The 25,737-nt window shown below is 38.7% G+C and carries 20 protein-coding genes; 16 read left to right on the top strand and 4 right to left on the bottom strand.

Annotation, left to right across the window (positions count from 1 at the left end; all coding sequences use genetic code 11):
* Positions 1–84 precede the first annotated feature (84 nt).
* Positions 85–1,998 (top strand): transketolase C-terminal domain-containing protein, encoded by a 1,914-nt coding sequence (locus ACE1CA_RS18745; RefSeq protein WP_413281807.1) that lies wholly within the window; start codon positions 85–87, stop codon positions 1,996–1,998.
* Positions 1,999–2,244: 246 nt separating this feature from the next.
* Here ACE1CA_RS18745 and ACE1CA_RS18740 read toward each other — a convergent pair whose 3' ends face one another.
* A complete protein-coding gene (locus ACE1CA_RS18740; RefSeq protein ID WP_413281808.1) occupies positions 2,245–2,850 on the bottom strand; it encodes a hypothetical protein in 606 nt (201 codons plus the stop codon).
* 132 nt (positions 2,851–2,982) lie between these two features.
* Here ACE1CA_RS18740 and minC point away from each other — a divergent pair, with 132 nt between their 5' ends.
* From minC to ACE1CA_RS18700, 8 genes are all read left to right on the top strand, one after another.
* Positions 2,983–3,837: a septum site-determining protein MinC gene (minC, locus tag ACE1CA_RS18735; protein ID WP_413281809.1), complete on the top strand. Its 855-nt coding sequence runs from the start codon at positions 2,983–2,985 to the stop codon at positions 3,835–3,837.
* A 55-nt stretch (positions 3,838–3,892) separates the two neighbouring features.
* On the top strand, positions 3,893–4,699 hold the full coding sequence (gene minD, locus ACE1CA_RS18730; protein WP_413281810.1) for a septum site-determining protein MinD: 807 nt from the start codon (positions 3,893–3,895) through the stop codon (positions 4,697–4,699).
* 138 nt (positions 4,700–4,837) lie between these two features.
* On the top strand, positions 4,838–5,275 hold the full coding sequence (gene minE, locus ACE1CA_RS18725; RefSeq protein WP_413281811.1) for a cell division topological specificity factor MinE: 438 nt from the start codon (positions 4,838–4,840) through the stop codon (positions 5,273–5,275).
* A 17-nt stretch (positions 5,276–5,292) separates the two neighbouring features.
* Positions 5,293–6,171: a sugar phosphate nucleotidyltransferase gene (locus ACE1CA_RS18720; RefSeq protein ID WP_413281812.1), complete on the top strand. Its 879-nt coding sequence runs from the start codon at positions 5,293–5,295 to the stop codon at positions 6,169–6,171.
* Positions 6,172–6,349: 178 nt separating this feature from the next.
* Entirely contained in the window at positions 6,350–7,732 is a 1,383-nt protein-coding gene (locus ACE1CA_RS18715) for a hypothetical protein (RefSeq protein ID WP_486517442.1), read from the top strand.
* 46 nt (positions 7,733–7,778) lie between these two features.
* The gene (locus tag ACE1CA_RS18710) at positions 7,779–9,125 is read left to right on the top strand and encodes a DUF1822 family protein (RefSeq protein ID WP_413281814.1); all 1,347 of its coding nucleotides are present in this window, start codon (positions 7,779–7,781) and stop codon (positions 9,123–9,125) included.
* Between the two features lie 45 nt (positions 9,126–9,170).
* The gene (locus tag ACE1CA_RS18705; protein ID WP_413281815.1) at positions 9,171–11,663 is read left to right on the top strand and encodes a CHASE2 domain-containing protein; all 2,493 of its coding nucleotides are present in this window, start codon (positions 9,171–9,173) and stop codon (positions 11,661–11,663) included.
* Entirely contained in the window at positions 11,656–12,396 is a 741-nt protein-coding gene (locus ACE1CA_RS18700) for a DUF928 domain-containing protein (protein WP_413281816.1), read from the top strand. Before ACE1CA_RS18705 ends, ACE1CA_RS18700 begins: the two co-directional genes overlap by 8 nt.
* A gap of 64 nt (positions 12,397–12,460) precedes the next feature.
* Here ACE1CA_RS18700 and ACE1CA_RS18695 read toward each other — a convergent pair whose 3' ends face one another.
* Entirely contained in the window at positions 12,461–13,429 is a 969-nt protein-coding gene (locus ACE1CA_RS18695) for a tetratricopeptide repeat protein (RefSeq protein WP_413281817.1), read from the bottom strand.
* 294 nt (positions 13,430–13,723) lie between these two features.
* Here ACE1CA_RS18695 and ACE1CA_RS18690 point away from each other — a divergent pair, with 294 nt between their 5' ends.
* From ACE1CA_RS18690 to ACE1CA_RS18680, 3 genes are all read left to right on the top strand, one after another.
* On the top strand, positions 13,724–15,502 hold the full coding sequence (locus ACE1CA_RS18690; RefSeq protein WP_413281818.1) for an alpha/beta hydrolase: 1,779 nt from the start codon (positions 13,724–13,726) through the stop codon (positions 15,500–15,502).
* Between the two features lie 114 nt (positions 15,503–15,616).
* Positions 15,617–16,186 (top strand): DUF2127 domain-containing protein, encoded by a 570-nt coding sequence (locus ACE1CA_RS18685; RefSeq protein ID WP_486517441.1) that lies wholly within the window; start codon positions 15,617–15,619, stop codon positions 16,184–16,186.
* A 26-nt stretch (positions 16,187–16,212) separates the two neighbouring features.
* On the top strand, positions 16,213–18,777 hold the full coding sequence (locus ACE1CA_RS18680) for a CPBP family glutamic-type intramembrane protease (RefSeq protein ID WP_486517440.1): 2,565 nt from the start codon (positions 16,213–16,215) through the stop codon (positions 18,775–18,777).
* 16 nt (positions 18,778–18,793) lie between these two features.
* On the opposite strand, the gene ACE1CA_RS18675 is transcribed toward ACE1CA_RS18680, so the two are convergent.
* A complete protein-coding gene (locus tag ACE1CA_RS18675; protein ID WP_413281821.1) occupies positions 18,794–19,183 on the bottom strand; it encodes a hypothetical protein in 390 nt (129 codons plus the stop codon).
* Between the two features lie 267 nt (positions 19,184–19,450).
* A complete protein-coding gene (locus ACE1CA_RS18670; RefSeq protein ID WP_413281822.1) occupies positions 19,451–20,077 on the bottom strand; it encodes a DUF938 domain-containing protein in 627 nt (208 codons plus the stop codon).
* Positions 20,078–20,096: 19 nt separating this feature from the next.
* On the opposite strand from ACE1CA_RS18670, the gene ACE1CA_RS18665 reads away from it, so the two are divergent.
* The 4 genes from ACE1CA_RS18665 to ACE1CA_RS18650 all read left to right on the top strand — a co-directional run bounded on the left by ACE1CA_RS18665 (position 20,097) and on the right by ACE1CA_RS18650 (position 25,736).
* The gene (locus tag ACE1CA_RS18665; RefSeq protein WP_413281823.1) at positions 20,097–20,537 is read left to right on the top strand and encodes a response regulator; all 441 of its coding nucleotides are present in this window, start codon (positions 20,097–20,099) and stop codon (positions 20,535–20,537) included.
* A 357-nt stretch (positions 20,538–20,894) separates the two neighbouring features.
* Positions 20,895–23,228, top strand: a complete 2,334-nt coding sequence (locus ACE1CA_RS18660) for an ATP-binding protein (RefSeq protein WP_413281824.1) — start codon at positions 20,895–20,897, stop codon at positions 23,226–23,228.
* The gene (locus ACE1CA_RS18655) at positions 23,182–23,628 is read left to right on the top strand and encodes a response regulator (protein WP_459563732.1); all 447 of its coding nucleotides are present in this window, start codon (positions 23,182–23,184) and stop codon (positions 23,626–23,628) included. The genes ACE1CA_RS18660 and ACE1CA_RS18655 overlap by 47 nt, the downstream gene beginning before the upstream one ends.
* A gap of 11 nt (positions 23,629–23,639) precedes the next feature.
* Positions 23,640–25,736: a hybrid sensor histidine kinase/response regulator gene (locus tag ACE1CA_RS18650; protein ID WP_413281826.1), complete on the top strand. Its 2,097-nt coding sequence runs from the start codon at positions 23,640–23,642 to the stop codon at positions 25,734–25,736.
* The last annotated feature ends 1 nt before the right edge of the window (position 25,737 follow it).

Raw genomic sequence — 25,737 nt, 5'->3', positions numbered from 1 at the left:
TAACCATTACTCTTTGTTGTAGGTGGATGCCAGTAAAAAATTGTGCTTGTCCACTGCCCTCACCAACATTCAGGAAAATTAAACATGACTGTCGCTCAAGTTCGCTTTCCCATTAACCTTGACGCTTACAAACGGATAACACTGGATGCTTCAAATCCTACTTTAACGGATGAACAACGGGAGGCTCTAAGAGCTAATATACAGCTTTGCCGTGATGCGATCGTCTTTTTCACAGCCACAGGTGCAGCACGCGGAGTTGGCGGACACACTGGCGGCCCTTACGATACAGTACCAGAAGTAATGATCCTGGATGCTTTATTCCGGGGTGCAGCTGATAAATTTGTCCCCATCTTTTTTGATGAAGCAGGACACCGCGTAGCTACTCAATATTTAATGGCAGTATTAAATGGCGATATGCCAGCAGAACAGCTGACTCGCTACCGGGAAGCACACGCCAAACTACCCGGACACCCAGAACTCGGACTCACCCCCGGAGTAAAATTTAGTTCCGGTAGACTAGGGCATATGTGGCCTTATGTTAACGGTGTGGCAATGGCTCATCCCGGTAAAGTAGTATTTTGTTTGGGTTCTGATGGTTCTCAGCAAGAAGGGAATGATGCCGAAGCTGCACGTTTGGCGGTAGGGCAGGGTTTGAATGTCAAACTGATTTTAGATGATAATGATGTAACGATCGCCGGACACCCTTCCAACTACCTCCCTGGTTTCAGCGTTGCCAAAACTTTAGCAGGACACGGACTAACAATTTTAGAAGGCGACGGCGAAGATATTGATGATTTATATCGTCGCATCTGTGAAGCTATCAATACTGATGGCCCTGTGGCAGTTGTCAACAAGCGTCCTATGTGTGTGGGAATTGAAGGTTTAGAAGGTTCCACTCACGGACATGATGTAATTTCCGTCAAGTTAGCCCTACAATATTTAGAATCTCGCGGTTTAACTGATGCTGTAGATTTCCTGAAAAATGTTGTTGCACCTAAAAACGATTACACCTTCATTGGTTCTAGCGACAAATTGGGTTCTAACCGCAATGTTTTCGGAGATGCAGTAGTTTCTGTTCTCAGTAAATTTACTCCAGAAGAACGCAAAGAAAAAGTAGTTTGTATTGATAGTGATTTGGAAGGTTCTTGTGGGTTGAAAAAAATCCATGATGCTTATCCAGAAATCTTCGTTGCTGCGGGAATTATGGAACGGGGAAATATCTCAGCAGCAGCGGGTTTTGGCATGGAAGAAGGCAAGCAAGGAATTATGGGAACTTTCAGCGCCTTCTTAGAAATGTGTATTTCCGAAATCACAATGGCGCGGTTAAATTATTCTAACTTGCTTTGCCATTTCTCCCATTCCGGTATTGACGATATGGCAGATAATACCTGTCACTTCGGTTTAAACAATATGTTTGCCGATAATGGGTTAGATGATGGTTACGAAACTCGGTTATATTTCCCTGCTGATGCTAACCAAATGACTGCTTGTGTGGAGTCAGTGTTTTTCGATCGAGGTTTGCGCTTTATCTTCTCCACTCGTTCCAAAGTACCAATGATTCTTGATGGTAATGGTAACGAATTATTTGGCGGAGATTACAAGTTTGTTTCGGGGAAAGATGAGGTGATCCGCGAAGGTTCTGCGGGTTATATTATCAGTTTTGGTGATACTTTGTATCGTTCTTTAGATGCGGTGGAACGGTTGAAGCAAGAAGGTATTGATGTGGGTTTAATTAATAAACCTACTTTAAATGTTGTTGATGAGGAAATGTTGGCGAAAGTTGGCAAAGCGCCTTTCGTTTTAGTGGTAGAATCTTTCAATCGTCGCACTGGTTTAGGTAGTCGTTTGGGTTCCTGGTTGCTAGAACGAGGTTTGACTCCGAAGTATGGTTATTTAGGAGTTCACCAAGAAGGTTGCGGCGGTTTGTGGGAACAGTTCCCTTACCAAGGTATCGATCCTTCGGGAATTATGGCTAAGGTGAAAGAGTTAGTCGGTTAATTTTTGGGGACTGGGTACTGGGGACTGGGGATTGGGAAAAAGTTGTTTTCTCTCCTTAGTTGTGAGTATCTTGCAAAAGTCGAGATGTTTCATTGATTAATCTGCGTTCTAAGAATTTAAGATTAGTGAGAACCCCGACTTCTTGGAAGTTGGGGTTCTATGTATTCGTGAATAAAATTTTTTTTGAACCGCGAAGGACGCGAAGGACACGAAGGAAAGAGAAAGAAGAAGCGAAAAAGATAAAAATTAGTTAATTTGTACAAAGGCATTTAATAAACCAAGAAGTTCTTCAATTGGTGTGAGGTAGCGATCGCTAAAATCGATGAAAACTTCTAAATCAGAGGTGAGAGCTAAAAACCGCCAAACTTGACCTGTAGTGACTGTGCCATAAACGGTTTTTTTGTCAAGGTTCGAGTTGCGGCGATTAACTAAATAAGCAGCATACATCGTGGCAATACATTGAGCCAAACCCTCATTAATATTTTCGTTTTTAGCTTCAATTACTGCAATAACTGGGGTTTTGATCGTTAGTTTATCTGTGTTGTTTGTCAACAGAAAATCAACGAATCCATTCAGTCCAAGACTGGGATCTGCTGTAAAATTTTTGCCGGAAAACAATGAAACTTGAGGGTTGATTGTGACGATTTCACTCAAAATGGGAGCAATTAAATATTCAGAACGGGCTTTTTCTGTATTAATGGCAGTAGCAAGCGGTACAAATCGATGTAAAGCTTGTTTTAAGAATTCTGTTGGGGCGATCGGTTCAAAATCAATCAATTTCTCAACGGAACGAGGCGTACTAATACCTAAAGAAACTAGTTGATCTAATGATGTGAAATCGCTATAAGCCATAGTGGGGTGTGGGGTGTGGGGTGTGGGGAAGAGGGAAAAACTCTGCCCAATGAGTAATGACAAATGACTAATGACCCTCTAAGTTCTACTATACTTGTTTAGTTATCCCTTGCTGCTAGAGCTTTGAGGTACATGACAGTCGATTCTTCTATTACTTCGGCATTGGAAAAGTTTCCTGAAACTCCAGAGGAAGCAGTTTCACCAACCGCAATGGAGACGATTACTCAGAGTCAATTTGGTGCTGAGTCTGTTAGTCCGTTGCAAGTTCACCTGAAAGCTGAGTCAGGAAAGCTGTTGTTAATTTTGCCAGCGCAAACAGAACCAAAGGAAGCACCTGCTGTTTGGTCAGACCTTTGGTTACAACTTAAACAGCGTTTAGGTGCTGGAGAAAGGTTTTGGGAACTAAATACTCCGGTACATTTAATTGCGGAAAGTTGGTTGTTGGATGGAAGACAGTTACAAGAGATTGCTGAGGCACTCTCAGAAAGTAGACTGGTGTTGAAAGTAGTTCAAACTAATCGCCGTCAAACTGCGGTTGCTGCTGCTGCTGCTGGTTATTCGGTGGAACAGGATTCTGCGATCGCCTATATTAATCAAAATCAGCTAACTCCAACTACACCCGGACAACCTTTTTTAGAACCGCTTTATTTGGAAACAACTTTACGTTCTGGAGTAGAAATTCGTCACCCTGGAACTGTGATTATTTTGGGAGATGTTAATCCTGGTAGTTCGATAATTGCTGATGGTGACATTATAGTTTGGGGTCGTCTGCGTGGTGTGGTTCACGCTGGCGCAAGGGGTAAGCGCGAATGCTTAATTATGGCATTGCAAATGGAACCAACTCAACTTCGGATCGCTGATTTTGTCGCCAGAGCACCGGAAAATCCCCCAGCACAATTTTCTCCAGAAGTCGCTTATGTGACTGATGAAGGAAAAGGAATTCGCATTGCAAAAGCACTAGGTTTTCAACGACCCGATCTTTCTTAAACTCATTGAAATTCCCTCGACTAACAACTACCTATTACCAATTTACTAAGTTATTATGGCGCGAATTATTGTTGTTACTTCTGGCAAAGGAGGGGTGGGAAAAACTACCTCTACTGCTAATATTGGCATGGCTTTGGCTTCTCGCGGAAATAAAATAGTGGTTTTGGATGCCGATTTTGGTTTGCGAAATTTGGATTTGTTGTTAGGTTTAGAAAACCGGATTGTTAATACGGCTTTAGATGTAATGTCGGGTGAATGTACGCTGGAAGATGCTTTAGTAAAGGATAAGCGTCAGCCAAATTTGTCGTTGCTTCCAGCGGCGCAAAATCGTACTAAAGATGCGGTAAATCCCGATCAAATGAGGCAGTTAGTTACTGAGTTGGCGCAGAAATATGACTATGTGTTGATCGACTGTCCGGCGGGAATTGAAATGGGGTTTAAAAATGCAATTATTGCGGCGAAAGAAGCGGTAATTGTGACTACACCAGAAATTTCGGCTGTCCGCGATGCTGACAGGGTAATTGGTCTTTTAGAAGCACATAGTATTAAGAGAATTCATTTAATTGTTAACCGAATTCGTCCAGCAATGGTACAGGCAAATAATATGATGTCTGTGCAAGATGTGCAGGAAATTTTGGCGATTCCCATATTAGGGATTGTCCCGGATGATGAGAAGGTAATTGTTTCGACAAATAAAGGTGAACCTTTGGTTTTGAGTGGGAAGAATTCTTTGGCGGCGATCGCTTATCACAATATTGCGCGTCGATTAGAAGGAGAAAAAGTTCCTTTTCTCACTTTAGAAACTCCTCCAGAGGGTTTATGGGAACGGTTGCATCGCTTTTTTCGCAAAAAAGAGGACTAGTCTAAATTACTAGTTTCTCTTCTCTTTCTCTCCCCAAGGGATTGAGAAGTTGGAGATAATAGATTATTAACGATCTGGGAAAATTTTTACTTTAAAAATCAAGAATATCTAATTTTATTCTCTCTTGGGTAAAGTATTATGCTCAATGAATTTTTGGACAAATTATTTTCATGGCGAAGCGATAATAATAGCCGTGATGAGGTGAAACGGCGATTAAAATTGGTTCTGGCGCACGATCGCACCGGACTTTCTCCCCAAGATTTAGAGGAAATGCGACAGGGGATTATAGAAGTAATTTCTCGCTATGTTGAACTTGAAAGCGAGGAGTTGGTATTTTCTATTGAAAATAATGAAAGGTCTTCGGCTTTAATTGCTAATTTACCAATTCGTCGGGTAAAAAAAGAAAATAAGGAAGATGAAGAACCGCCAGAAATCAAAGAAGAAATAGAAAACAAGGAAGATGAAGAATCGCCAGAAACCAAAGAAGAAATAGAAAATAAAAAAGACCAAGAAGAAATAGAAAATCAAGAAGATAAAGAAGAAAATGACAAATCACAAATGACAAATGACCAATAACTAATCAACAATAAATTATGAAACCAAAATACGCTATTATTCCTTTAGCAGGACTTGCTTCTCGATTATATCCAGCAACTAAAGTTCTTCCCAAAGCATTGTTACCAATTCCGGGAAGAGACGGAACATTGCGTCCAGTTGTAGATTGGATTGTGCGGGAAGCTTCAAATAGTAATGTGGAACAAATAATATTAGTATTGTCTCCGCGTGATGGGGAATTAATTATCCGGTATTTTACAGAACCACCAACGGAAAATTTAGAAACTGTTGCGGGAAAACGAATTTTAAATGCTTGGAATGATTTAAAGGGGTTAGGCGATCGCTTACAGTACATTTATCAACAAGAACCTGGTGGTTTTGGTGATGCAATATTGCAAGCAAAAGAAATAGTTGGTTCGGAAACTTTTGTCATCCTTTTGGGAGATCATCTTTACAAGTCCTATTCTCCTATTTCTTGCATCCAACAAGTGCTTAATGTCGGACTAGAATTTGGCAAAGGTGTACTAGGAGTTTGTCGGCGCAATGAATCAGAAATTCACCAATTAGGAGTTTTGGGAGTGCGTGCAATTCCCAACCAAGCTACGATTTATGAATTAACTGATATGCGCGAAAAACCTTCTCTCAATACAGAAACAGCTACGCTGCGGATTCCGGGAACTAAACCTCATCAATATTTTTGCATTTTAGGAATTTATTTACTTCCTGGTAAATTCATGGAGTATTTAGAGAATGCTAAAAAACAGCAATCTTCTGGAGAATTGGATCTTTCAGCAGCATTGCAAACTTGGATTAGTAAAGACGGTGGTTTGGCTTTTGAAGTTGCAGGTAACTTTTTTGATGTGGGTACGCCAGGAAATTTCCGGGATACAGTTATTGGTTTTTCAGAATTCTTTTAAAACTGCATAGGTACGATTATTCCAGATATATCTAAGATTACTAACGCAATTAGGTAGTTGTGCTGTCTTTGCTGTTCTTACTACTGGGATAGCGCTGAAGCGCAACAACATACTTATTATTTATATAGGGGGTGAGACAATTGTAAGTGTGATTAAATGTGGATTAAATGAAGCAATTATGGTAGCTGCATCAAAATACTGGAAATTGGTGAGGCTTGATGCTACAGGTAGGCGCAAAGTTGAGGAGATTGAGTCTGCTAAGGCATTTTTTCAAGCTCAATTTTCCACATTGTTAAGTCAAGCAGAAACGGACGATCGCACAATTCAAAATCGTCTGTTACACTTGCTGCATGAAAGCGATCGATCTGCGTTAGCGGAAGGTTGTTTGCGCTGTTTTATTTCTAATAAAATCGAACAAATTTGCATTCAACTAGAAGCACAATTTGGTAAAAATCATGGTTTTACACGCGACGATTTATTCTCTTTTGTCTTAGATGATGTTTCCCCTAAGCGAGTTAAACCTATCGCTGATGGAGAAAATTTTCAATACAAATCTCTGGCGACGGAAATCTTAGAAACTTTTGATTGTCACAAGGGGAGTTTTAATAGCTGGATTACTAGATTAGTCAAACATCATCGAGAATTGAATGCTTTTTTATTGCAGCATGGTGTTTACTTAGTCAGCGATTGGGCAATTTTAAATGATACTACTAATAAACAGTTACAACGCATTTTTTTAGAATTTCATCATTTAACATCTGGAGAAATTCAGCAATTTAGTTTACTCTTGGAAACTTACCATGCTGTTTATCGTCGAGATAGATTAAAGTTGCGTCAAACAGGAGGAAAAGGTGGACAATGTTTACCACCGACAAGTTCCCAAATTGCTGAGATGATCTCATATTTTCAGATTAAATCTGGTATTCAGTTACAATCTGGACAAATGATGAATCAATTCCGAAATATGGCAGATAAGTTACGAGAATATCGAATTTACATACGCGGAGGTATTGCTAAAACTGAACCTTTATATTGTGGAGAAAATTTTAATTTAGAAAGTGTTAGTCAAGAGGAGGAAGAAACTGAGTTTTTAACTGCTTACAGAAGAGCTTTTCACAGTTGTTTAGATAAGTCTTTAGAGTCAGCAATTAGCGATCGCTTAAAGCGCACTTCCCGACAAAAAAATTACAGTAGTCAGCAGTTTATTTTTGGGATTCATTTGTTTCATTGTCAACAATTATCTATGAGTAAAATCGCTGGTTTAATTGGACTAGAACAAGAGTATCAAGTTAGCCGTTTACTTAAATTAAAAGAATTTCGTGCTGATGTCCGTCAACGAATGTTAAAGTACTTGCATGATAGCGTTTTGCAACAAGCAATTGCTTACACAAATCCCGATCTTCTACCCCAATTGGAACAGAAAATTGATGTTGCTCTTGACGAACAAATTACACAATTAATTAATGAAGCAGAAGCAGAATCTACTACTCCAAATCGGCGAGAACAAAGTTTATTTACTGCTAGACTTTGCCATTATTTGAAGAAAGTTTTGCAGACATGAAGTTTTCATCTTTTCATTTAATCACCAGTTTAACTCAGGGAAAATTATGAGCTATTCACCAAACAATTCTACTGAAATTAGTTTAGATTTTACGACTTTATCTACGGAAGCGATCGAGCTTTTACCGGAACAGATTGAGTCAGCAGTAAGAATCAGTAATGCTATTCAAAATATTGACCAAAGATGGCTAATTTATCTAAATAGTTTAGCTTTATTTGGTTTTGTAGAATGGGTGAGTGAATCCGCTCCCGAACTCTCGATTAATCAAGCAAAATGTTCAATCTTAAACCCAACAATTGCTAATTTAATTCCCGGAGTTTGTAACTTAGAAGTTGGTGATTTTAAAATTTGTTTGGTTGCTCAAGGTAGTTTAGACGATCGAGAAATTCTCCTTCCCAGAGTAGCGATCGAATTACCAGAATTTATTCCCCATTTTTACGTCATTGTAGATGTTAAAGAAGAATACGAACAGGCAATAGTTAAAGGTTTTATCCGTTACGATCGGTTAATTCAACTAATTGCTGAGATAAATTTACAACCTAATTTAGATTGGACTTATAGTATACCAAGTGTCTGGATAGAAGATCGGACAGAACGATTATTATTATATTTGCGCTGTTTAGAATCTACAGCAATTAGTTTACCGAAAATATCGGGCGATCGCTTACAAAACCTAACAAGTATTCAAGCCGAAATTTCCAGTTTATTAAATGGCTTAGAATCTGCCGATATTCCCTTGTGGCAAGTGTTAACTTGGGAGCAATTAACTGCTATTCTCACCTTAGAAATCACTGGAATTGACGATCCAGAAACCGAGGAAGAATCAGCATTAATTAACTTAGATAGTTTATTGCAAATTCTTACTAGACCAGCGTTGAATGTAGGACTTTGGTTACAAGATAAAATGGACGATTTAGCTCAAAATTTATCTTGGATTTTAATGCCAACTTTTGCTAATAGTCCAACAGCTTTACGCAGCAATACAGAAGAATTTGAAGTAATTGTTGCCGATTTATCAAACTTTGGTGTAGAGATTCCTAGTCATGCTAGAGGTGCTTATCAAAAAATCAAATTAAGCGGGCAACAGTTCAATTTATACGCTGTAATTTGGCCTTTTTTATCAGAAGATAACGTTCCTGAATGGATGTTATTACTGATATTAACTGCCAATTCTAGTACTATTCTACCTACTGGTTTAAAACTCCGAGTAAGTGACTCTACAGGGGTTTTAGTTCAACGCAAAGTTAGACCAAATAGTTTTGATAGTTATCTTTATATTCAAATTGCAGGGGCGTGGGATGAAAGATTTCTAGTTACAGTTAGTTTGCCCGATCGGGAAACTGGAAAAAACTTATCTTTAACTTTACCACCATTCACTTTTCGGATGCAATAATAAAAATGTTTAAGTAGTAGGAAATAGGAAAAAATGTAAAATCCAATGATTGCCAATGCAGTTTACCAACTAAAAATTGAACGGTTCGATCGCACCTGTAGATTTGAGTTATCTTGGGGTAAGGGACAGCAACTTTTTGCTACTTTAGAATATCCTGAAACATTGACCAAACTTTATCAGGAATGGCAAAGAATTTATCTCAGTTTCTATAAAACAGGATTGCGGGGACGGGTACAGGGTAGCGGTAGCGGTGTCGTACCCAAAGTTGATTGGCACAATAAATTAATCGAAGCAGAAGCGACATTTTTGCAAGCATTTAATAGGTGGTTACGTAGTGCTGAATTATTCGAGATTCGCCAGGAAATTACGATGAGTAATTCAGGAAGTAATGCTACATCAAACATTATTATTTTACTGACTTGCTATCAACTAGAATTAGAACGTTTACCTTGGGAAGCTTGGGAAATTTTGATTAACTTGGCGCAAGAAAGACCAATACAAATTATTCGTACTCCGCCCAATATTCGAGAAGGAAACTTTTCCGCAGTTCGCTACAAACAACGGCGTAAAAATAGAATTTTAGTAATAGTCGGTGATGATACTGGGTTACATTTTCAAACAGAGTTAACAGCATTAAAATCTCTTTCTCGGTTGACAGAAATTAAGTTTGTTGGTTGGCAACTAGAACAGGAAGAATATATAATTCGGCAAAATGTTTGTCAGGCGATCGCAGATCCCCAAGGTTGGGATTTATTATGTTTTCTGGGACATAGTAATGAAGCGGAAATTACTGGAGGAAAAATTGCGATCGCACCCAATATTCATTTAACAATTAGCGAAATTTCTCCTTACTTAACCCAAGCTAAACAACGGGGTTTGCAATTTGCCATCTTTAATTCTTGTTGCGGTTTAAATATCGCTGCTTCCTTAATTAACTTGGGATTAAGTCAAGTAATAATCATGCGGGAACAAATTCATAACCAAGTAGCACAAGAATTTCTTTTGCAGTTTTTACTCAATTTAACTCAGTTCAAAAACGTTTATGAATGTATGTTTTCTGCTAGTAAATATCTTCAGCAAGAAAAACTGAAATATCCCTCTGCTTATTTAATTCCTTCTATATTTGGACATCCTAAAGCTGAATTATTTCAGTTACAACCAAACAGTATTAGCCATAAATTAAAGCAGTTTTTACCGACTCGAAATGAAGCGATCGTACTTTCTATACTAACAGCCGCTAGTTTATACATACCATTGCAAGACTACTTATTAGATCGACGCATATTTATCCAAGCTGTTTATCGCCAAATCACTCATCAAATTCCCATTCAAAAAACTCCATCACCCACATTATTAGTCCAAATTGATAATGAGTCTATACGACGAGAAAAAGATATTTCTAACCCTAAACCTATGCCAAGACACTATTTGGCAAAATTAGTAGATAAACTCGCAGAATTAGACGCAAAAGTTATTGGAATTGATTATTTATTACATCGACCTAGTGAAATAGAAATTAGAGATCAAAAATTAGCTCAATCTCTGATTAATGCTGTGCAAAAACCTCAACCAGCTTGGATTGTTTTAGTAACAAATGAAGGGATAAATGGCGAAAGATTGACACCTTTACCAGAAATAGTTAGTCCTAACTGGAGTTTACAAGGGGAAATGAATTTAATCGGTGGATATATGCAACTTGCAACACCACAGATTAACGATCCTCATGCTTTGCCTTTTTCTTATTTATTAGCCTTAGCTTATCGATCAAATTTTGAAGTTGAAAATAATACTATTCAACCTAAATTGCAAAATCAGCGAGAGTTTTTAATTCAAATTCAAGAATCTTTAAAATTAGAAAATAAAAGCTTGTTTTCCTCGAAATCCTATCTACAACCTTTTACTGAATTTTCATATATTTTTGGTCAAATGTGGTTGCATCCTGTAATAGATTATTCTATTCCTCCACAACAGGTATACGATCGCATTCCCGCTTGGAAATTACTCAACAATCAAATTAGCGCTTCCCAAAAAAGTCACCTGCAAAAACAAGTAGTAATCATTGCACCTGGAGGTTACAAAGAAGCGGGAGTTGCAGTATCTGGATTAGACTTTTTTCCTAAGCCAGCAGCCATTTGTTATTGGCGCACAGACAACGATTGTTTAAACCAACGACGAGAATTTACAGGTGCAGAAATTCATGCTTATATGGTACATCATCACCTCAACAATAGTATGATTATTCCTATTCCTGATTTATGGACGATCGCAATTGCAGGATTGTTGGGTAAATTTACCCTAATAACTTTAAATAAGCGCGATCGTCAACATAAAAACCAGAAAAACTCCCTTAGTAAAAACACTTTAACCCCAAAACAAAAGGAGTGGATAATTTTAATTATTAGTGGAGCGACTGGTTATGGAATAATTACTTTGCAAACTTATATCACAGTCGGGATTTTGTTACCTTGGTTACTTCCGTCTTTAACATTTTTAACTTATGCTCTGCCAGTATTTGTGAGGGAAAATTTTCATGATTAATCAGAAAAAATTGCTAAATACTTTGCTATTTATTAGCGGATTAATTGTAAGTTTATTTAGTATATTTGGGCAAGTTGCTAGTGCCGATTCTCTCTTATTTGGGCAAGGAAAAAAACCTTTAGGAAATCAATTAGCCCAAAGAAGACGACCTCCACGCCCGCCTATTCCTGGTGGTAGCGATTTGTATCAAGACTTAGTAAACCAAGCGAAAAAAGAGAATCCACTGACAACTCGTGGGGTGAGATTATGCCCACTTTCTCCCGGTGTAGTAGGAATAAATGATACTTTTAGCGATCGCCCCTTATTCCTTTGGAAAGGTGGAAATATTGAACGAATAGAACTACGTCGTCCCGGTGGAGAGGAAATTTTGTGGGAACAAATAGTGCCATCTGGAGAATCAAAAGTTATTTACGAAGCAACACCATTAGAAATTGGTCAAACCTACCAATGGTCTTTATTTAATTCTGCTAATGATTACGTCACTTTTATCTTCCGCATTATGGGTGAAACTGAGCGTCGTGAAGTTGCATCTCAGTTAGCAGAAATAGAAAAATTACTCAAACAACAAAACGCTACTCCCGAACAAATAGCTGTTGCTAAAGCTGAATATTTTGCCGAAAAACGCCTTTGGTCGGATGCTTTACGCGAGATTTATTCAGTAGAAAATCCCTCGCCCGCATTAACTAAAACTGCCCAAGCAATTAATAATCAATTATGCAGAAATAGTATTTAGATTAAAAAGACAGAAGCACCAAAATCTGGCTCTCCCCTACAGAATTTCCCCTTGTCCTCAATCCTCAATCCTCAATTCCATAGACCCATGATAGTAAATCTTGGCGAATATCCATAACTAATTCATACTCATCAAGTCCTCCTTGTCGATCGTAAAGTTCTGCTGCTTTTGTAAAGTCTTCAATTGCTGCTTGATAAGCTACATTATGATCGAAAGCGCAGCTGGCAAGACCGCGATGATAATAAGCGTTAGCATCAGCGGGATTAAGGTTAATTGCTTGATTGTAATCAGCGATCGCCGCTTCACAATCAGTCATTTCTGCCCGGACAATGCCCCGATTTTTGTAAGCTTTTCCATACTTAGGATTCAGCCTTAAACAATGAGTAAAATCTGCCATTGCTGATATTTGATTGCCCAATTTATATTGAATAATACCTCGATTTAGAAAAGCTAAACTATCTTGAGGATTAATTTCTATAACACTGTTGTAATCAGCGATCGCACTCTCAAAATTACCTTGTTTAGCATAAGCATTACCACGATTGTTATAAGCCGAAGAATAGCGAGAATTGAGACGCAAAGATTTATTAAAATCAGCGATCGCTTGCGTCAAATCTCCCAAATAAGAAAGCACTGCCCCTCGACTGTTATAAAATACTGCATCATTTGGATCGAGTTCAATTGCCCGATTATAATCAGCTAACGCTTCCTGATAATTACCCAATGCAGTATTAGCATTGGCTCGGTTATGATAAGCCCCAGCATTATTTGCTTGTAATTCAATGACTCGATCGTAATTGGCGATCGCATCTGGATAATTTTCTATTGCTAAATGGGCAGTACCAAGTTGATAATGAGCAGCAACATTATTCGGCTCATTCTGAATTATCTGATAATAATACTCTAGTTCAGCATTATAATCTCGCACTTCCAAGCGGACAAACCACTGACTTTTATCTGTAACCGTCCTGTTATCTTGAAAATGATTTTCTTGACTATCAGGTGTGCTGAATGAATTTGATTGGTAATACATAACCTGAATAAAACCTGTAATTTACTTAACTCCTAAATTTCCGATAAACTTTCTATACTAGAGTTTTTGAGCTTCTGAATTTTACTCAGAAACCAATATTGCCTGTTAGTACAGACAATAAAGGAGTTAAGCGAAAAGGGAAAGACATCAATCATGGGTTGCTATTGTGACCTTAAAATTAGTTCAGATAAGCGGCTCGTAACAGATCAACCTGATTATCCCACAGCCTGGTGCGATAAATCTGCCTTAACAAGACATATTTCGCGTTTTTAATCTTATTCCACGACTTACTGTATGAATACTGCAAAATTTAACGCTCTTGCTGTCAGTCCCAAGAAATTGAACCGAATTTTTGTCCCATTTTTTCCCAACGCCAGAAAACAGAAAACAGAAGCCATACCTGCGCCAATCCTCTCTAGTATCACCGCTGCTGGGCTAGGATTTTGGATAGTTTCAGCTATTTTGACCGCCCTTCCCGCTAGAAGTGCAGAACAAATCTCGGTCGTTTATGGCCCAATCCAATTTTCTCTTTCTGTCCAATCGTTGGAAGCCTTAGTTAAGGAAGGTAAAGTCTCAGAAGAATTATCTCCCTACATTGGTAATATTAGTCCCAGTGGTTTAGCTGACTTACGGGAAATTATGCAGAGGCGTTTTGAAGCTAACCCCACTGTAATTTCCCAATTTACCAAAGCCCAGTTAGGAAGAACTGTATTAAATAGATTAGGAAGAATTTTGCAGAGGGAAACCGGACAAAATGGGGCGACTTCCTTGCGAACTGCTTTTATTGCTGCGGCTGGCGACCCGGAAGGTTTAAACTTACTAAATATGTTACGCAAGTTTCCCGATCGCGTTGTCCGTGTAGACTTAACTCAAGGTTTACAAATCATCGCTCAATTAGAAAAAGTTCTCCGCGACACAGAAGCCAGCGTTAAGCTAATTCAACAAGCATCAATAACTGAAGCATCTACCAATTACAACGTCAATTTTAGTCAACTTCCAGACTTACGCCAACCCGGTTCTTTTTCTTGGCAAAAAAACACTCTTACTATCAATGATACCCAAAGAAATCGCCCTTTAATGGTCGATCTTTACCTACCGCAAACCAACACACCAGCTAATGTAATTGTGATTAGTCATGGTGCAGCTGGAAATCGCAATACATTATCACTTTTGGCGGAACATTTGGCATCTTATGGATTTGCGATCGTCGTCATGGAACACCCAGGCGACAGCCTAAAAAGATTCCAAGATTTCTTCACTGGATTAGCTGATTCTCCCCAACCCCAAGAATTAATCTATCGTCCACTAGAAATCAAATATGTATTAGATGAACTGCAACGTCGCGAACAAACAGAACCAGCACTCAAAGGGCGATTAAACTTACAACAAGTCGGCGTAATTGGTCAATCTGTCGGTGGTTATACCAGCTTAAGTTTAGCCGGAGCTCAAATTAACTTTGACCTCCTCCGCAAAGATTGCGTAGATAACCAAATTCTCAACCTATCGCTGTTAGTTCAATGTGAAATTTCCCTATTAACTCCCAGCAACTACGATTTAAGAGATGAAAGAGTCAAAGCAGTAATTGCTGTTAATCCTTTGACTAGCAGTGTTTTTGGTGAAACCGGACTTAGCCAAATAAAAATTCCCGTGATGTTTGTTGCAGGTGCTGATGACATTTTCACCCCCGCTTTCCCAGAACAAATAGTTCCTTTTACTTGGCTAACTACACCCAACAAATATTTAGTTGTAATTGAAAAAGCTAGTCACTTTTCTCTATTAGGAGGTAGCCAAGAAGATAACAGTGCTTTACCTCCATTACCTAGAGAATTAGTTGGGCCAGATCCCGCTTTAGCCCGTCCTTACCTGAATGCGTTAAGTGTTGCTTTCTTCAGAACTTATCTAAACAATCAGGTAGAATTTCAACCTTTTCTGAGTGCCAGTTATGCGAGAGCGATTAGTCGATTACCGTTTAATTTGAGCCTCGTACAAAATTTTACAGCAGCGCAACTAGCTGAAGTATTAAATACTAATTCGCCTAGTACTGGAAATCCCCAGAATAATCAGAAAAGGTAAATATTCTCGATCCCTGACTTTCAAAAGAGGTCAGGGATCTATTATGATTTTAAGAACAAATTTTTATAATTGACCAAAAAGATTAGATAGCGATGAAAGCTTCAAAGTGAAACTATGCAAATCAGAAAATTTTGGTTATTAGGTCTATCTAAGGGTAGAAATTTAAGCTATAATCAAAAATTAAAAATCAAAAATTGCATGGCAGTTCAAACTCAACGCTCTTTAAGTACGAAATTAATCGTTGCCTATAAAGGTCTGATAGTATTAATTCTGGCAACGATTAGCATTTTGTCTTTTTTTAGTTGGAAAAATTACGATCGACTAGCAATAATTGCTCAAGATTATCTGGTTGATGGAGAGTTTACATTAAGTGATTGGTTTCTCAATGCTGTGTTGAATATACCTGCTGAAGGGTTGCGGAAGATTGCGCGAGTTGCCGGGATTTATGCAATAGTTATGGGGATTGCGACGATCGGATTTTGGTATGGGAAGAAATGGGCAAATATCTTGATGCTGGTAATGGTTTCTTTACCGCTACCTACAGAAATTTTAAATTGCTGGTATCATTTTTCTGGGAAACATTTAGTGATTCTCTTGCTTAATATCATGGTGGTAATGTTATTGCTGAAGAAAGTGTTAACACCAGCAGCAGAATCAGTTTCCGAATTGTCAGAATCGATTTAAAATTTAGGAATAAAAAATTTGGGGAGATGGCAATGCAGCAATGGTTGAGGATTGGAAAAATGCGAATTATCCTGGTAATATTTAGCGCAATTCTGGCAATTTTACTACACACAGCATTGCTGACAGCAGTCACATCCAATTTGCCTTCCTCCCAATATTCCTCAACAATTAAAGCCCCATTTAATCAACCCAGTTATTATCCCATTACCGCCGAAGTACCCGCTAATTTTCGACCTATAAGTGATTGGGTAGGACGGTTAATTCTGCCCTCTAAAGAGCAATATCAATCTCGTTCCCAGGTTGAACCTGGAAACGAGTGGACAAACCAAGAAACAGATTGGGCATGGTTTCAGGTTGAAGTAGCACCCGCTAACGAGAAAAATTTAATTGGTAAAACTGTGCGGTTGGCATGGAGTAAAGAACCGTTGATACAAGCTTATGTAAATAAAGCTTCCCGCGATACTCGTTTTCCTGATTCTGTGCAAAAATCTTACGAAAATGGGGTAATTCATCCGATGCGACTGAATAATCGCGATCGCGTCGGGCCATTACAATCATTAGCAGGAGCACATTCTATAGATGATGTGACAGTAATTTTGCCTGGAAAAATTGTAGTTCAACCAGCTACAAACGAAAGTAATTCAATTGCAATTTTGCGAATTAATCGAGAACCAATTCAAGAAACTGGCAGATATTATGGATTAGTCAAATTTTTGGAATTAGTGCCACAAAAACCTCAAAATTTGCCGCAACTTTGTCCGGGAAAACCGCCTTGTCCTAGCGATTTAATGCGAGTGCAACACTATAATATTAAAACTGATAAATTCGACGGTGCAATACAAATTGTTCGCATTCCCCAACAACCACCAGATAATCAAGGAATCTTTAATATGACTACTCGCAATCTGGTTAATTCACCAGCGGGTAAAGCGGGTTGGTATATTTACGGCGCGGAGGATGAAAAGGGAGTTTTTACGGTACAAGCAATGCAACCGCGATCGCTAATTCAAGTCAAACCTCAAGAAACAATTAGCGGATTCGATCGAGGTTTAAAATTTATTAATTTCCAAAATTGGCAAGATGTAGAAAAAAAGAAGGGAACAGATGAAAGTATACTTTTAACAGGTAAAACTGACGGCACATATCAAGATTGGAAAATTGGCGATCGGACTTTAGTCATGCACATTTACGGCGGAAAAGGTGGCACATATCCTAATGCAGAAAAATTCGCTTTTGGCACATACACCGGACACTTTTCTTTTGGGGTAGCTGACGTTGTGCGCGACGCTTTTACCAACGAACCAATTTTTAATATTTACTACTTTCAAGTTTATGGTAATGGCGGAGATGGTACATTATCCGGTGTTCAAACTTGGGCAAATTACATGGGCAATTTGCGTCGAGGATTTATGGGAGTTCGCCCGATTTCTGATGTGTTAATTAAGCTGGATACATTGACAAAAGAATACGATTTTGGCGGTACAAAACTCTCCTTGTTTAATGAACTAATGGGCGAATTAAGTTTAGTTGCTGCGCGTTATCGCATTGGCGATGGTACAGGAGATTCTAGCATTACTTCTGCAACTTCTTGCGTGCAAGATTCGGCACAAGCAATATTTCTCACCTTATATCGCTTTCAAGAAAAGATTGATAAAAATCCTGAAATTGTACAATGGATGAAAGATAATCCTCATAATCCAACCACAAAAAGGTTTAAGGATTTGGTAAAATTAGCCAAAGATTTAGCAAAACAACTAACACCAATGGGTGTAGTACGTTGGGATTGGCAATGGAATGCTGATGTGTTGACTGGGGTGCTTTCTGACAAAGAATTTATTAGTATTAGTGATTTTAAACCGAGAAATTTACTCACAGGATTAATTAGTTGGCGAACTGCTCTCCCTCGACAAGCATACGATGAATTTTCCATGTTATTTTTAAATAATGGTGCTGAATTATGGTTTTTACGCACTAATCAAATTGGGGGGAAAGATCCGAATCTTGCACCATTGGAACCAACTTTATTATTAGGTGCTTGGAAACTGCCATTTACTAATATTCCGATATTTTCTTATTTGGTAACTCGCACTTTTGGCGGGGTAACAATTCCTTCAGAAATAGATTGGTTGAAAACTTTAGGTATGTTAGTGGTTTTTGGTGCGATCGCACTCCCCATCTGTTTTACCAAAAACTTCTTTTCCTGGCAACCTTTAGCAACTCCTTGGTATCAACAATTAGGCACAACAATCCGACTGCTATTTGTTCCCGCTTTAGTCCAAGAATACATATTTCGTGTGTTGTTATTACCTTATCCGAAAGATTGGTTTTCGCCTTTAATTTGGTGGAGTTGGGGATTTTTAGGGTTAGGAATTTATGTGGGATTTCATTTGATTTTGGCGAAATGGTTTGGGCGATCGACTTTTGCTAATCCCGTCTTTTTGTTGTTAATAACTCTCTTGGGTTTAGCTTGTACTATTAATTATTACTTTATCGGTTCTCTGTGGACAATTACTTTTATGCACTGGGTAACGGTGACAGTGTGGAGATTGTTTCTACAACCTAATCGGAATCATTACGTTTTCAGGGACTAGTGCTAATATCATCGTTTTAGTTGATTCTACTTTCTTCTGCTATTTTCTCATTAAACACAGGATAACTTTTAATTCCATTCTCGCCATTCTCATCTAAACTTTTATCTCGCTGTTTGAACTCATCCAACAACTTAAAAAACTTTTCAAAACCTATTTTTTCATCATGACAGGAAAGCATAATAATCTTTGCCCAAGAACTCACCGTTTTAATGCCCAACTTTTTTTGTAACCAAGGTTGAAACTCGCCATAAAAATCATCCTCTTCCTCAGTCGGTTCAACTCCCGACTCACCATGCCCATATTCATAACCCACCAAAAACATAAACAAATCACTCACCGAAGGACGACCGATATACATACCCGGTTTAGTTCTAATCTTTTCCAAAAGTTCAAAAACTCCACTCATAGCTTTTTCCCATTAATTACATATATTCACTTAGTCTAACGAATCCAACTCCTCTGTAATAAATCCGCCACGCATTACAGCTTTAGCACAAATATCGCACTCTAATTTTTCAAACTGTGACACAATTTCCCCAACTTCTTGATAAATTATTTCTGGTGATAACTCATATCATGTCCGGTTGATCGCCCATTATTGCAATACCCACCAAACAATAGTTTCAGCCATTTTTATTCAGAGTATTCGACCGGACATGATATCACTCACAATTTATTCCAGTTTTTCAAAGATTACAGAAAGATTATTTGCTGGCATAGAAACAGTTTCGCGCCAGTGCAAATTCTGCATTTTGGCAACTGCAATTACTTCTTCTAAATCTCTTACTCCCCATTCGGGATTTTGACTTTTTAACATTTCATCAAATGCAGCATTACTTGGTGCGGTATGTTGCCCATTTTGTTTAAAAGGGCCATATAAATAAAGGATGCCATTTTGGGGAAGAATGCGTCCTGCACCTGCCATTAATCCTAAACAAGCTGCCCAAGGTGCAATATGAATCATGTTAATACTAACTATGGCAGTTATTTCAGCGGTAAATTGCTTTTCTTGCTCTACAGACCAAATCCGATCGCAAACATCTAATAAAATCGGTGGATAAATGTTATCTGATGGCGAGTATTTTATCCAAGCAGAAATACTCGCAAGTGATAGATAATGAATATCTGTAGGCAACCATTTCCGTCCCGAAAGACGTGGGGCAAAAAAGACGGCGTGTTCACCAGTACCACTTGCTATTTCTAAAATTGTACCAGTGCTTGGTAAAATTCGCTGTAAAACTTCTAAAATTGGCTCACGGTTGCGCTGAGTTGCTGGGGCAAATTGTCGATCGTCGTTCATTGTTTAAAGATTCTCAAATATGGAAAAGTCTCCAACAGAGCGGTTAATTCTAATTTTGGAGGATAACCCGGATCATGCCAGTCTGATCGCTAATGCACTGGCAGAAAGTTCAACAAACTACCGCATTGTGTCGATCGCAGATGGTACAAAAGCAATGGATTTTCTCCACCATCGCGGAGAATATGCCGATGCTACCCGTCCCGACCTAATTTTACTAGATTTGCATTTACCGGGAAAAGATGGCAAGGAAATTCTAACAGAAATTAAGGCCGATTCTCAACTGCACCGCATCCCTATTGTTGTGTTAACTATTTCTCAGAATGAAGAGGATGTTTTTGGGATTTATGCACTGCAAGGCAATTGTTTTGTGATTAAATCTGATGATTTACAACAATTAACTCAAACAGTTAAGCGCATTGAAGAGTTTTGGTTACGAATTGTTACTTTGCCATTAGAGTAGATGCTCGCAAATTTAAGTTGTTTCTTGAAAAAATATTGCTAATTGCTGAGGAGAAATAAACTTTTACATTACTCGTGCAGCTAAAAATTAAACACTATATATTGAGGAAACTTCTACTTTATTTAAGAATTGCATTTAGCCGTAGAGGAATTTTCTGCGGTATGCTGCGAATAGAGATAGAAATTGGAGAGCTAGAAATTCTTAGGTAGGAGAACAGGGAATTTTGTAAATTAATTATTGTGAACTAAAGAGCAGCAAATAACCAATAAGTTTCACACATTAGGAGTAATTCTTTGTAAGATCGGCTGAAGCTAAAACAAAAAATAAATTTTCTACTCTGCTTTGTGGAGGATAATTATGGCAGCAATGAATTTAGAAACGCCAGAGATTAATTTAACTAGTTTAAAACAACCGCAAATCCATACATTGACTCAAATTCAACCGCACGGAGTCTTGTTGGTATTGCAAGAACCAGACTTAACAATTTTGCAAGTTAGTACTAATTGTTCGGCGGCATTTGGGATGCCAGCGGAACAGGTTTTGGGTAAAAGTTTGGAAGATATTTTAGATACTTTCCAACTCGAACAGTTTAAGTCAGGATTAGCGGAAGAAAACTTAGATGTAATCAACCCGACTAAGGTTTGGGTGAGAAGGAAAGGGGATGATTACTTAGTTTTTGATGCGATATTTCATCGCAGTTCCGATGGATTTTTGGTTTTAGAATTAGAACCAGCTTTAACTCAGGAAAATATCCCATTTTTAAGTTTTTATCATCTAGCGAAGGCTTCTATTGGACAGTTGGAAGCTACCTCGAATTTGCCAGATTTTTGTCAGATTATTGTCCGGGAAGTGCGAAAAGTCACGGGATGCGATCGCGTGATGCTCTACAAATTTGATGAAGACGGACATGGCGAAGTTGTAGCTGAAGAAAAAGTTCCCGAAATGGAGCCATATCTAGGCTTGCACTATCCAGAATCGGATATTCCCCAACCAGCGAGAAAAATGTTTCTCTCTAACTGGATTCGGGTAATTCCCAATTCTCAAGCAGAACCAGTAGAACTTTATCCCAGCAACAACCCAATTACAAATCAACCGATCGATCTAACTCTTTCCATTCTCCGCAGTCCTTATTCCTGTCACTTGGAATATTTACACAATATGGGAGTTGGTGCATCCCTGACAATCTCCTTAATGAAAGATCAAAAACTTTGGGGATTGATAGCTTGTCACCATCGCACGCCGAAATATATTCCTTACGAATTGCGGAAAGCTTGCGAATTTTTGGGAAGAGTAATTTTTGCCGAAATTTCCACCCGTGAAGAAGAAGCAGATTACAATTATCGGATGAAATTGGCGCAAGTACAAACAATGTTGATTGAGTATATGTCTCAATCAGATAACTTCATTTCTGGGTTAGTCAATCATCCCACAAACTTGCTAGATTTAGCTGATGCCAAAGGTGCGGCAATTTGTTTTAATGGACATTGGACAACCATCGGACGCACTCCACCGGAAACTGAGTTAAATTACTTAGTTCAATGGTTAGGAAAAACCGTAGAAGAAGAAGTTTTTTATACTGATTCTTTGCCGTTAATTTATTCTGATGCAGAACGATTCAAAGATATTGCCAGCGGGTTGTTAGCGATTCCAATTTCTAAGCGGAGTTACGTTTTATGGTTCCGTCCTGAAGTTTTGCAAACGGTAAATTGGGGGGGAGATCCTAATAACGCTTACGAAGTTAAAGAAACAGAAAATAATCTCAGGTTATGTCCGAGAAAATCTTTTGAATTGTGGAAAGAAACGGTGCGGTTGAAATCTTTGCCTTGGAAACAAGTGGAAGTGAAAGCAGCACTGGAATTACGAAAAGCGATCGTCAATATCGTACTCAGACAAGCGGAAGAATTAGCCTTACTCGCGCAAGATTTGGAACGTTCCAACGCCGAGTTAAAGAAATTTGCTTATGTCGCTTCGCACGACTTGCAAGAACCACTAAATCAAGTGGCAAATTACGTGCAATTGTTGGAAATGCGGTATAACGAAGAATTAGATCAAGATGGCAAAGAATTCATCGACTTTGCTGTTGAAGGTGTAAGCTTAATGCAAACTTTGATTGATGATGTATTAGCTTATTCCAAAGTAGATTTGAAAGGCATTGAATGGGAATTAACTGATTTAGAATTAGCATTGGATCGTGCCTTAAGTAATTTACGGGGCAGAATTGGCGAAACTAATGCTACAATTACTTTTGATTCGATGCCGACAATTGTGGCAGATGGAACTCAATTAATGCAGCTATTTCAAAACTTAATTGGCAATGCAATTAAGTTCCAAAAAATAGATGAACCGCCACAAATTCATATTGGGGTGCAACGTCAAGAAGACGAATGGTTGTTTAGAGTTAAAGATAATGGAATTGGCATCGATCCGCAATTTCGCGATCGCATCTTTGTCATTTTCCAACGTTTGCACACCCGCGATGAATATCCCGGCTCCGGCATGGGATTGGCAATTTGTAAAAAAATAGTAGAATGCCATCGAGGGCGGATCTGGGTCGAATCCGAACTAGGCAAAGGCGCAACCTTCTGCTTTACAATTCCTGTAGGAGGACGCGACTCTGCTAAAGCAACGCTTCGTGAGCGCAATCATGCCAACGGGAACAGGTTACAAAAGAATCTTTTTGATCGAAGATAATCGAGGCGATATCCGGCTAATTCAAGAAGCATTGAAAAGCACTGCTGCTCAATGTGAAGTGATTGTAGCTAGGGATGGCATGGAAGCAATGGCTTATCTCCGACAGGATGGCGAATTTGCAGGAGCAACTCTCCCCGATCTCATCCTGTTGGATCTAAATTTGCCAAAAAAAGACGGACGGGAAGTGTTAGCAGAAATTAAATCAGATCCAGCACTGAAGCACATTCCCGTCATCGTTTTATCTACTTCGCGCAATGAGGAGGATATTTCTAAAAGTTACGATTTGCACGTTAATTGTTATATCTCCAAATCGCGAAATCTCAGTGAATTATTTAAAATTGTGCGGGGGATTGAAGAATTTTGGTTGGAAACTGCAACGCTACCTTCGGAAAGAAAGTAGAAAAATCTTGCGTGAATATTTTGTTGGTTGAAGATAACCTGGCAGAAGCAAGGCTATTAAAAGAAGTATTGAAAGGAGCAATTCTTAGCAGATTTAATTTAGCCCATGTGAAGCGTTTGGGGGAAGCAATTACTACCCTTAAAACGGAAAGTTTTGATGTAGTGTTGCTGGATTTAACTTTACCAGATAGTGAAGGTTTAGCCTCGTTAGATTCATTAATTAAACACGCCCCTAGTTTGCCAATTGTCGTTTTAACTAATACTAATGATGACGAATTGGCGATCGAATCAGTGCGTCATGGGGCGCAAGATTATTTGATGAAACGGCAGATCGATCGAGAGATTTTGGTACGTTCTTTGCGGTATGCGATCGAACGCAAACAAACCGCTGAAGCCCTAAGAGAAGCCAACGAAATTCTCGAAAAGCGGGTACAAGAACGCACCGCTGCCTTAGAAATGGCTAACGAATTATTGCGCCAAGAAATTGAATGGCGACAAAAAATTCAATCCCGTTTAGAACTAGCGCAACAAGCCGGAAAAATTGCCTCTTTTGAATGGTTAATTCAAACTAATGATATTGTTTGGACGGCAGAATTAGAAGCACTTTATGGTTTACCACCGGGCAGTTTTGAGGGACAATATGAAGGTTGGATGCAAACTATCCATCCAGACGATCGCCCAAAAGTAGAACAAGAACTCTGGCAAGCCATAAAAAATGGGCAAGGATTAGATACAGAATTTCGCATTGTTTGTCCTTCAGAAGGCAGAAGGCAGAAGGCAGAAGGCAGAAGGGAAGAAGAATATTTACTATTAAATGAAACTTCTTGTCCGCTAAATTCTAGCTGTTGTAATCCCGGAGAAATTCGCTGGATAGCTGTTAAGAGTAGCTTATTTTGCGATCGAACAGGACAACCTGTGCGAATGATTGGTATCCACATGGATATTACGGAAAAGAAACAGCTAGAAGCGCAATTTTTACGTGCCCAACGTTTGGAAAGTTTGGGAACACTTGCCAGCGGTATTGCTCACGATTTAAATAATATTTTGACTCCGATTTTGGCAGTGGTGCAACTATTACCTCTGAAACTGCCTAACTTAAATGATAATACTCAACAATTACTAAAAACTTTAGAATCTAGCGCTCAAAGAGGGGCAGATTTAATTAAACAAATTTTATCTTTTGCTAGGGGAGTAGAAGGCAAACGAGTTAATTTACAAATTCATCATTTACTGTATGAAATCGAGCAAATAATTCACCAAACCTTGCCGAAATCGATCGATATTCACAGCAATATTCCCTCGAATCTTTGGACAATTTCCGGTGATACCACCCAACTGCATCAAGTGTTTATGAATCTCTGTGTTAACGCCCGCGATGCTATGCCTGAAGGTGGTAATTTGCAGATAATTGCTCAAAATTTTCTCGTGGATGAACACTACGCCAGAATGCACATAGATGCTAAAGTTGGAGCTTATATAATGGTAAGTGTTGCCGACACGGGAATGGGCATTCCACCAGAAATTATTCATCGAGTTTTTGATCCATTTTTTACTACAAAAGAAGTTGGTAAAGGTACGGGATTAGGGCTTTCGGCAGTGTTGGGAATTGTGAAAAGTCACGGCGGATTTATTGACGTGCAAAGTGAGGTAAATAAAGGCAGTTTGTTTAAGGTGTTTTTGCCTGCGATCGAATCACCTGTTAACGAAACTAATGATGATTTAGAATTATTGAATGGTCAACAAGAATTAATTTTAGTTGTTGATGATGAAGTCGCTATTACGGAAATAACCAAAACTACATTAGAAACTTATAATTATCGAGTTTTAACAGCGAGTGATGGGATTGAAGCGATCGCTCTTTATGCAGAATATAAAGACGAAATTGCTGGCGTATTAATGGATATTATGATGCCCGCAATGGATGGTACAACTATCATTGCCTTATTGCGCCGACTGAATACAAATGTATGCGTATTAGCCATGAGTGGACTAAATTCTACAGAAGTAGTCTCTCAACTGCAAAAATTAGGTTTTCAAAGCTTTTTATCTAAACCATTTACCACAAAAGAATTGCTTCAGGCATTGCATAAGGGACTGAGGACGGGGTAAC

This window comes from Floridaenema evergladense BLCC-F167, from assembly GCF_041929205.2.
In the GTDB taxonomy this organism is placed as follows: Bacteria; Cyanobacteriota; Cyanobacteriia; order Cyanobacteriales; family Aerosakkonemataceae; genus Floridanema; species Floridanema evergladense.
This window is presented reverse-complemented; position numbering and strand designations above follow the sequence as displayed.

Coding starts and splice junctions, on each gene's coding strand:
- ACE1CA_RS18745 (WP_413281807.1), top strand. CDS start 85: ATGACTGTCGCTCAAGTTCGCTTTCCCATTAACCTTGACGCTTACAAA.
- ACE1CA_RS18740 (WP_413281808.1), bottom strand. CDS start 2,850: ATGGCTTATAGCGATTTCACATCATTAGATCAACTAGTTTCTTTAGGT.
- minC (WP_413281809.1), top strand. CDS start 2,983: ATGACAGTCGATTCTTCTATTACTTCGGCATTGGAAAAGTTTCCTGAA.
- minD (WP_413281810.1), top strand. CDS start 3,893: ATGGCGCGAATTATTGTTGTTACTTCTGGCAAAGGAGGGGTGGGAAAA.
- minE (WP_413281811.1), top strand. CDS start 4,838: ATGCTCAATGAATTTTTGGACAAATTATTTTCATGGCGAAGCGATAAT.
- ACE1CA_RS18720 (WP_413281812.1), top strand. CDS start 5,293: ATGAAACCAAAATACGCTATTATTCCTTTAGCAGGACTTGCTTCTCGA.
- ACE1CA_RS18715 (WP_486517442.1), top strand. CDS start 6,350: ATGGTAGCTGCATCAAAATACTGGAAATTGGTGAGGCTTGATGCTACA.
- ACE1CA_RS18710 (WP_413281814.1), top strand. CDS start 7,779: ATGAGCTATTCACCAAACAATTCTACTGAAATTAGTTTAGATTTTACG.
- ACE1CA_RS18705 (WP_413281815.1), top strand. CDS start 9,171: ATGATTGCCAATGCAGTTTACCAACTAAAAATTGAACGGTTCGATCGC.
- ACE1CA_RS18700 (WP_413281816.1), top strand. CDS start 11,656: ATGATTAATCAGAAAAAATTGCTAAATACTTTGCTATTTATTAGCGGA.
- ACE1CA_RS18695 (WP_413281817.1), bottom strand. CDS start 13,429: ATGTATTACCAATCAAATTCATTCAGCACACCTGATAGTCAAGAAAAT.
- ACE1CA_RS18690 (WP_413281818.1), top strand. CDS start 13,724: ATGAATACTGCAAAATTTAACGCTCTTGCTGTCAGTCCCAAGAAATTG.
- ACE1CA_RS18685 (WP_486517441.1), top strand. CDS start 15,617: ATGCAAATCAGAAAATTTTGGTTATTAGGTCTATCTAAGGGTAGAAAT.
- ACE1CA_RS18680 (WP_486517440.1), top strand. CDS start 16,213: ATGGCAATGCAGCAATGGTTGAGGATTGGAAAAATGCGAATTATCCTG.
- ACE1CA_RS18675 (WP_413281821.1), bottom strand. CDS start 19,183: ATGAGTGGAGTTTTTGAACTTTTGGAAAAGATTAGAACTAAACCGGGT.
- ACE1CA_RS18670 (WP_413281822.1), bottom strand. CDS start 20,077: ATGAACGACGATCGACAATTTGCCCCAGCAACTCAGCGCAACCGTGAG.
- ACE1CA_RS18665 (WP_413281823.1), top strand. CDS start 20,097: ATGGAAAAGTCTCCAACAGAGCGGTTAATTCTAATTTTGGAGGATAAC.
- ACE1CA_RS18660 (WP_413281824.1), top strand. CDS start 20,895: ATGGCAGCAATGAATTTAGAAACGCCAGAGATTAATTTAACTAGTTTA.
- ACE1CA_RS18655 (WP_459563732.1), top strand. CDS start 23,182: ATGCCAACGGGAACAGGTTACAAAAGAATCTTTTTGATCGAAGATAAT.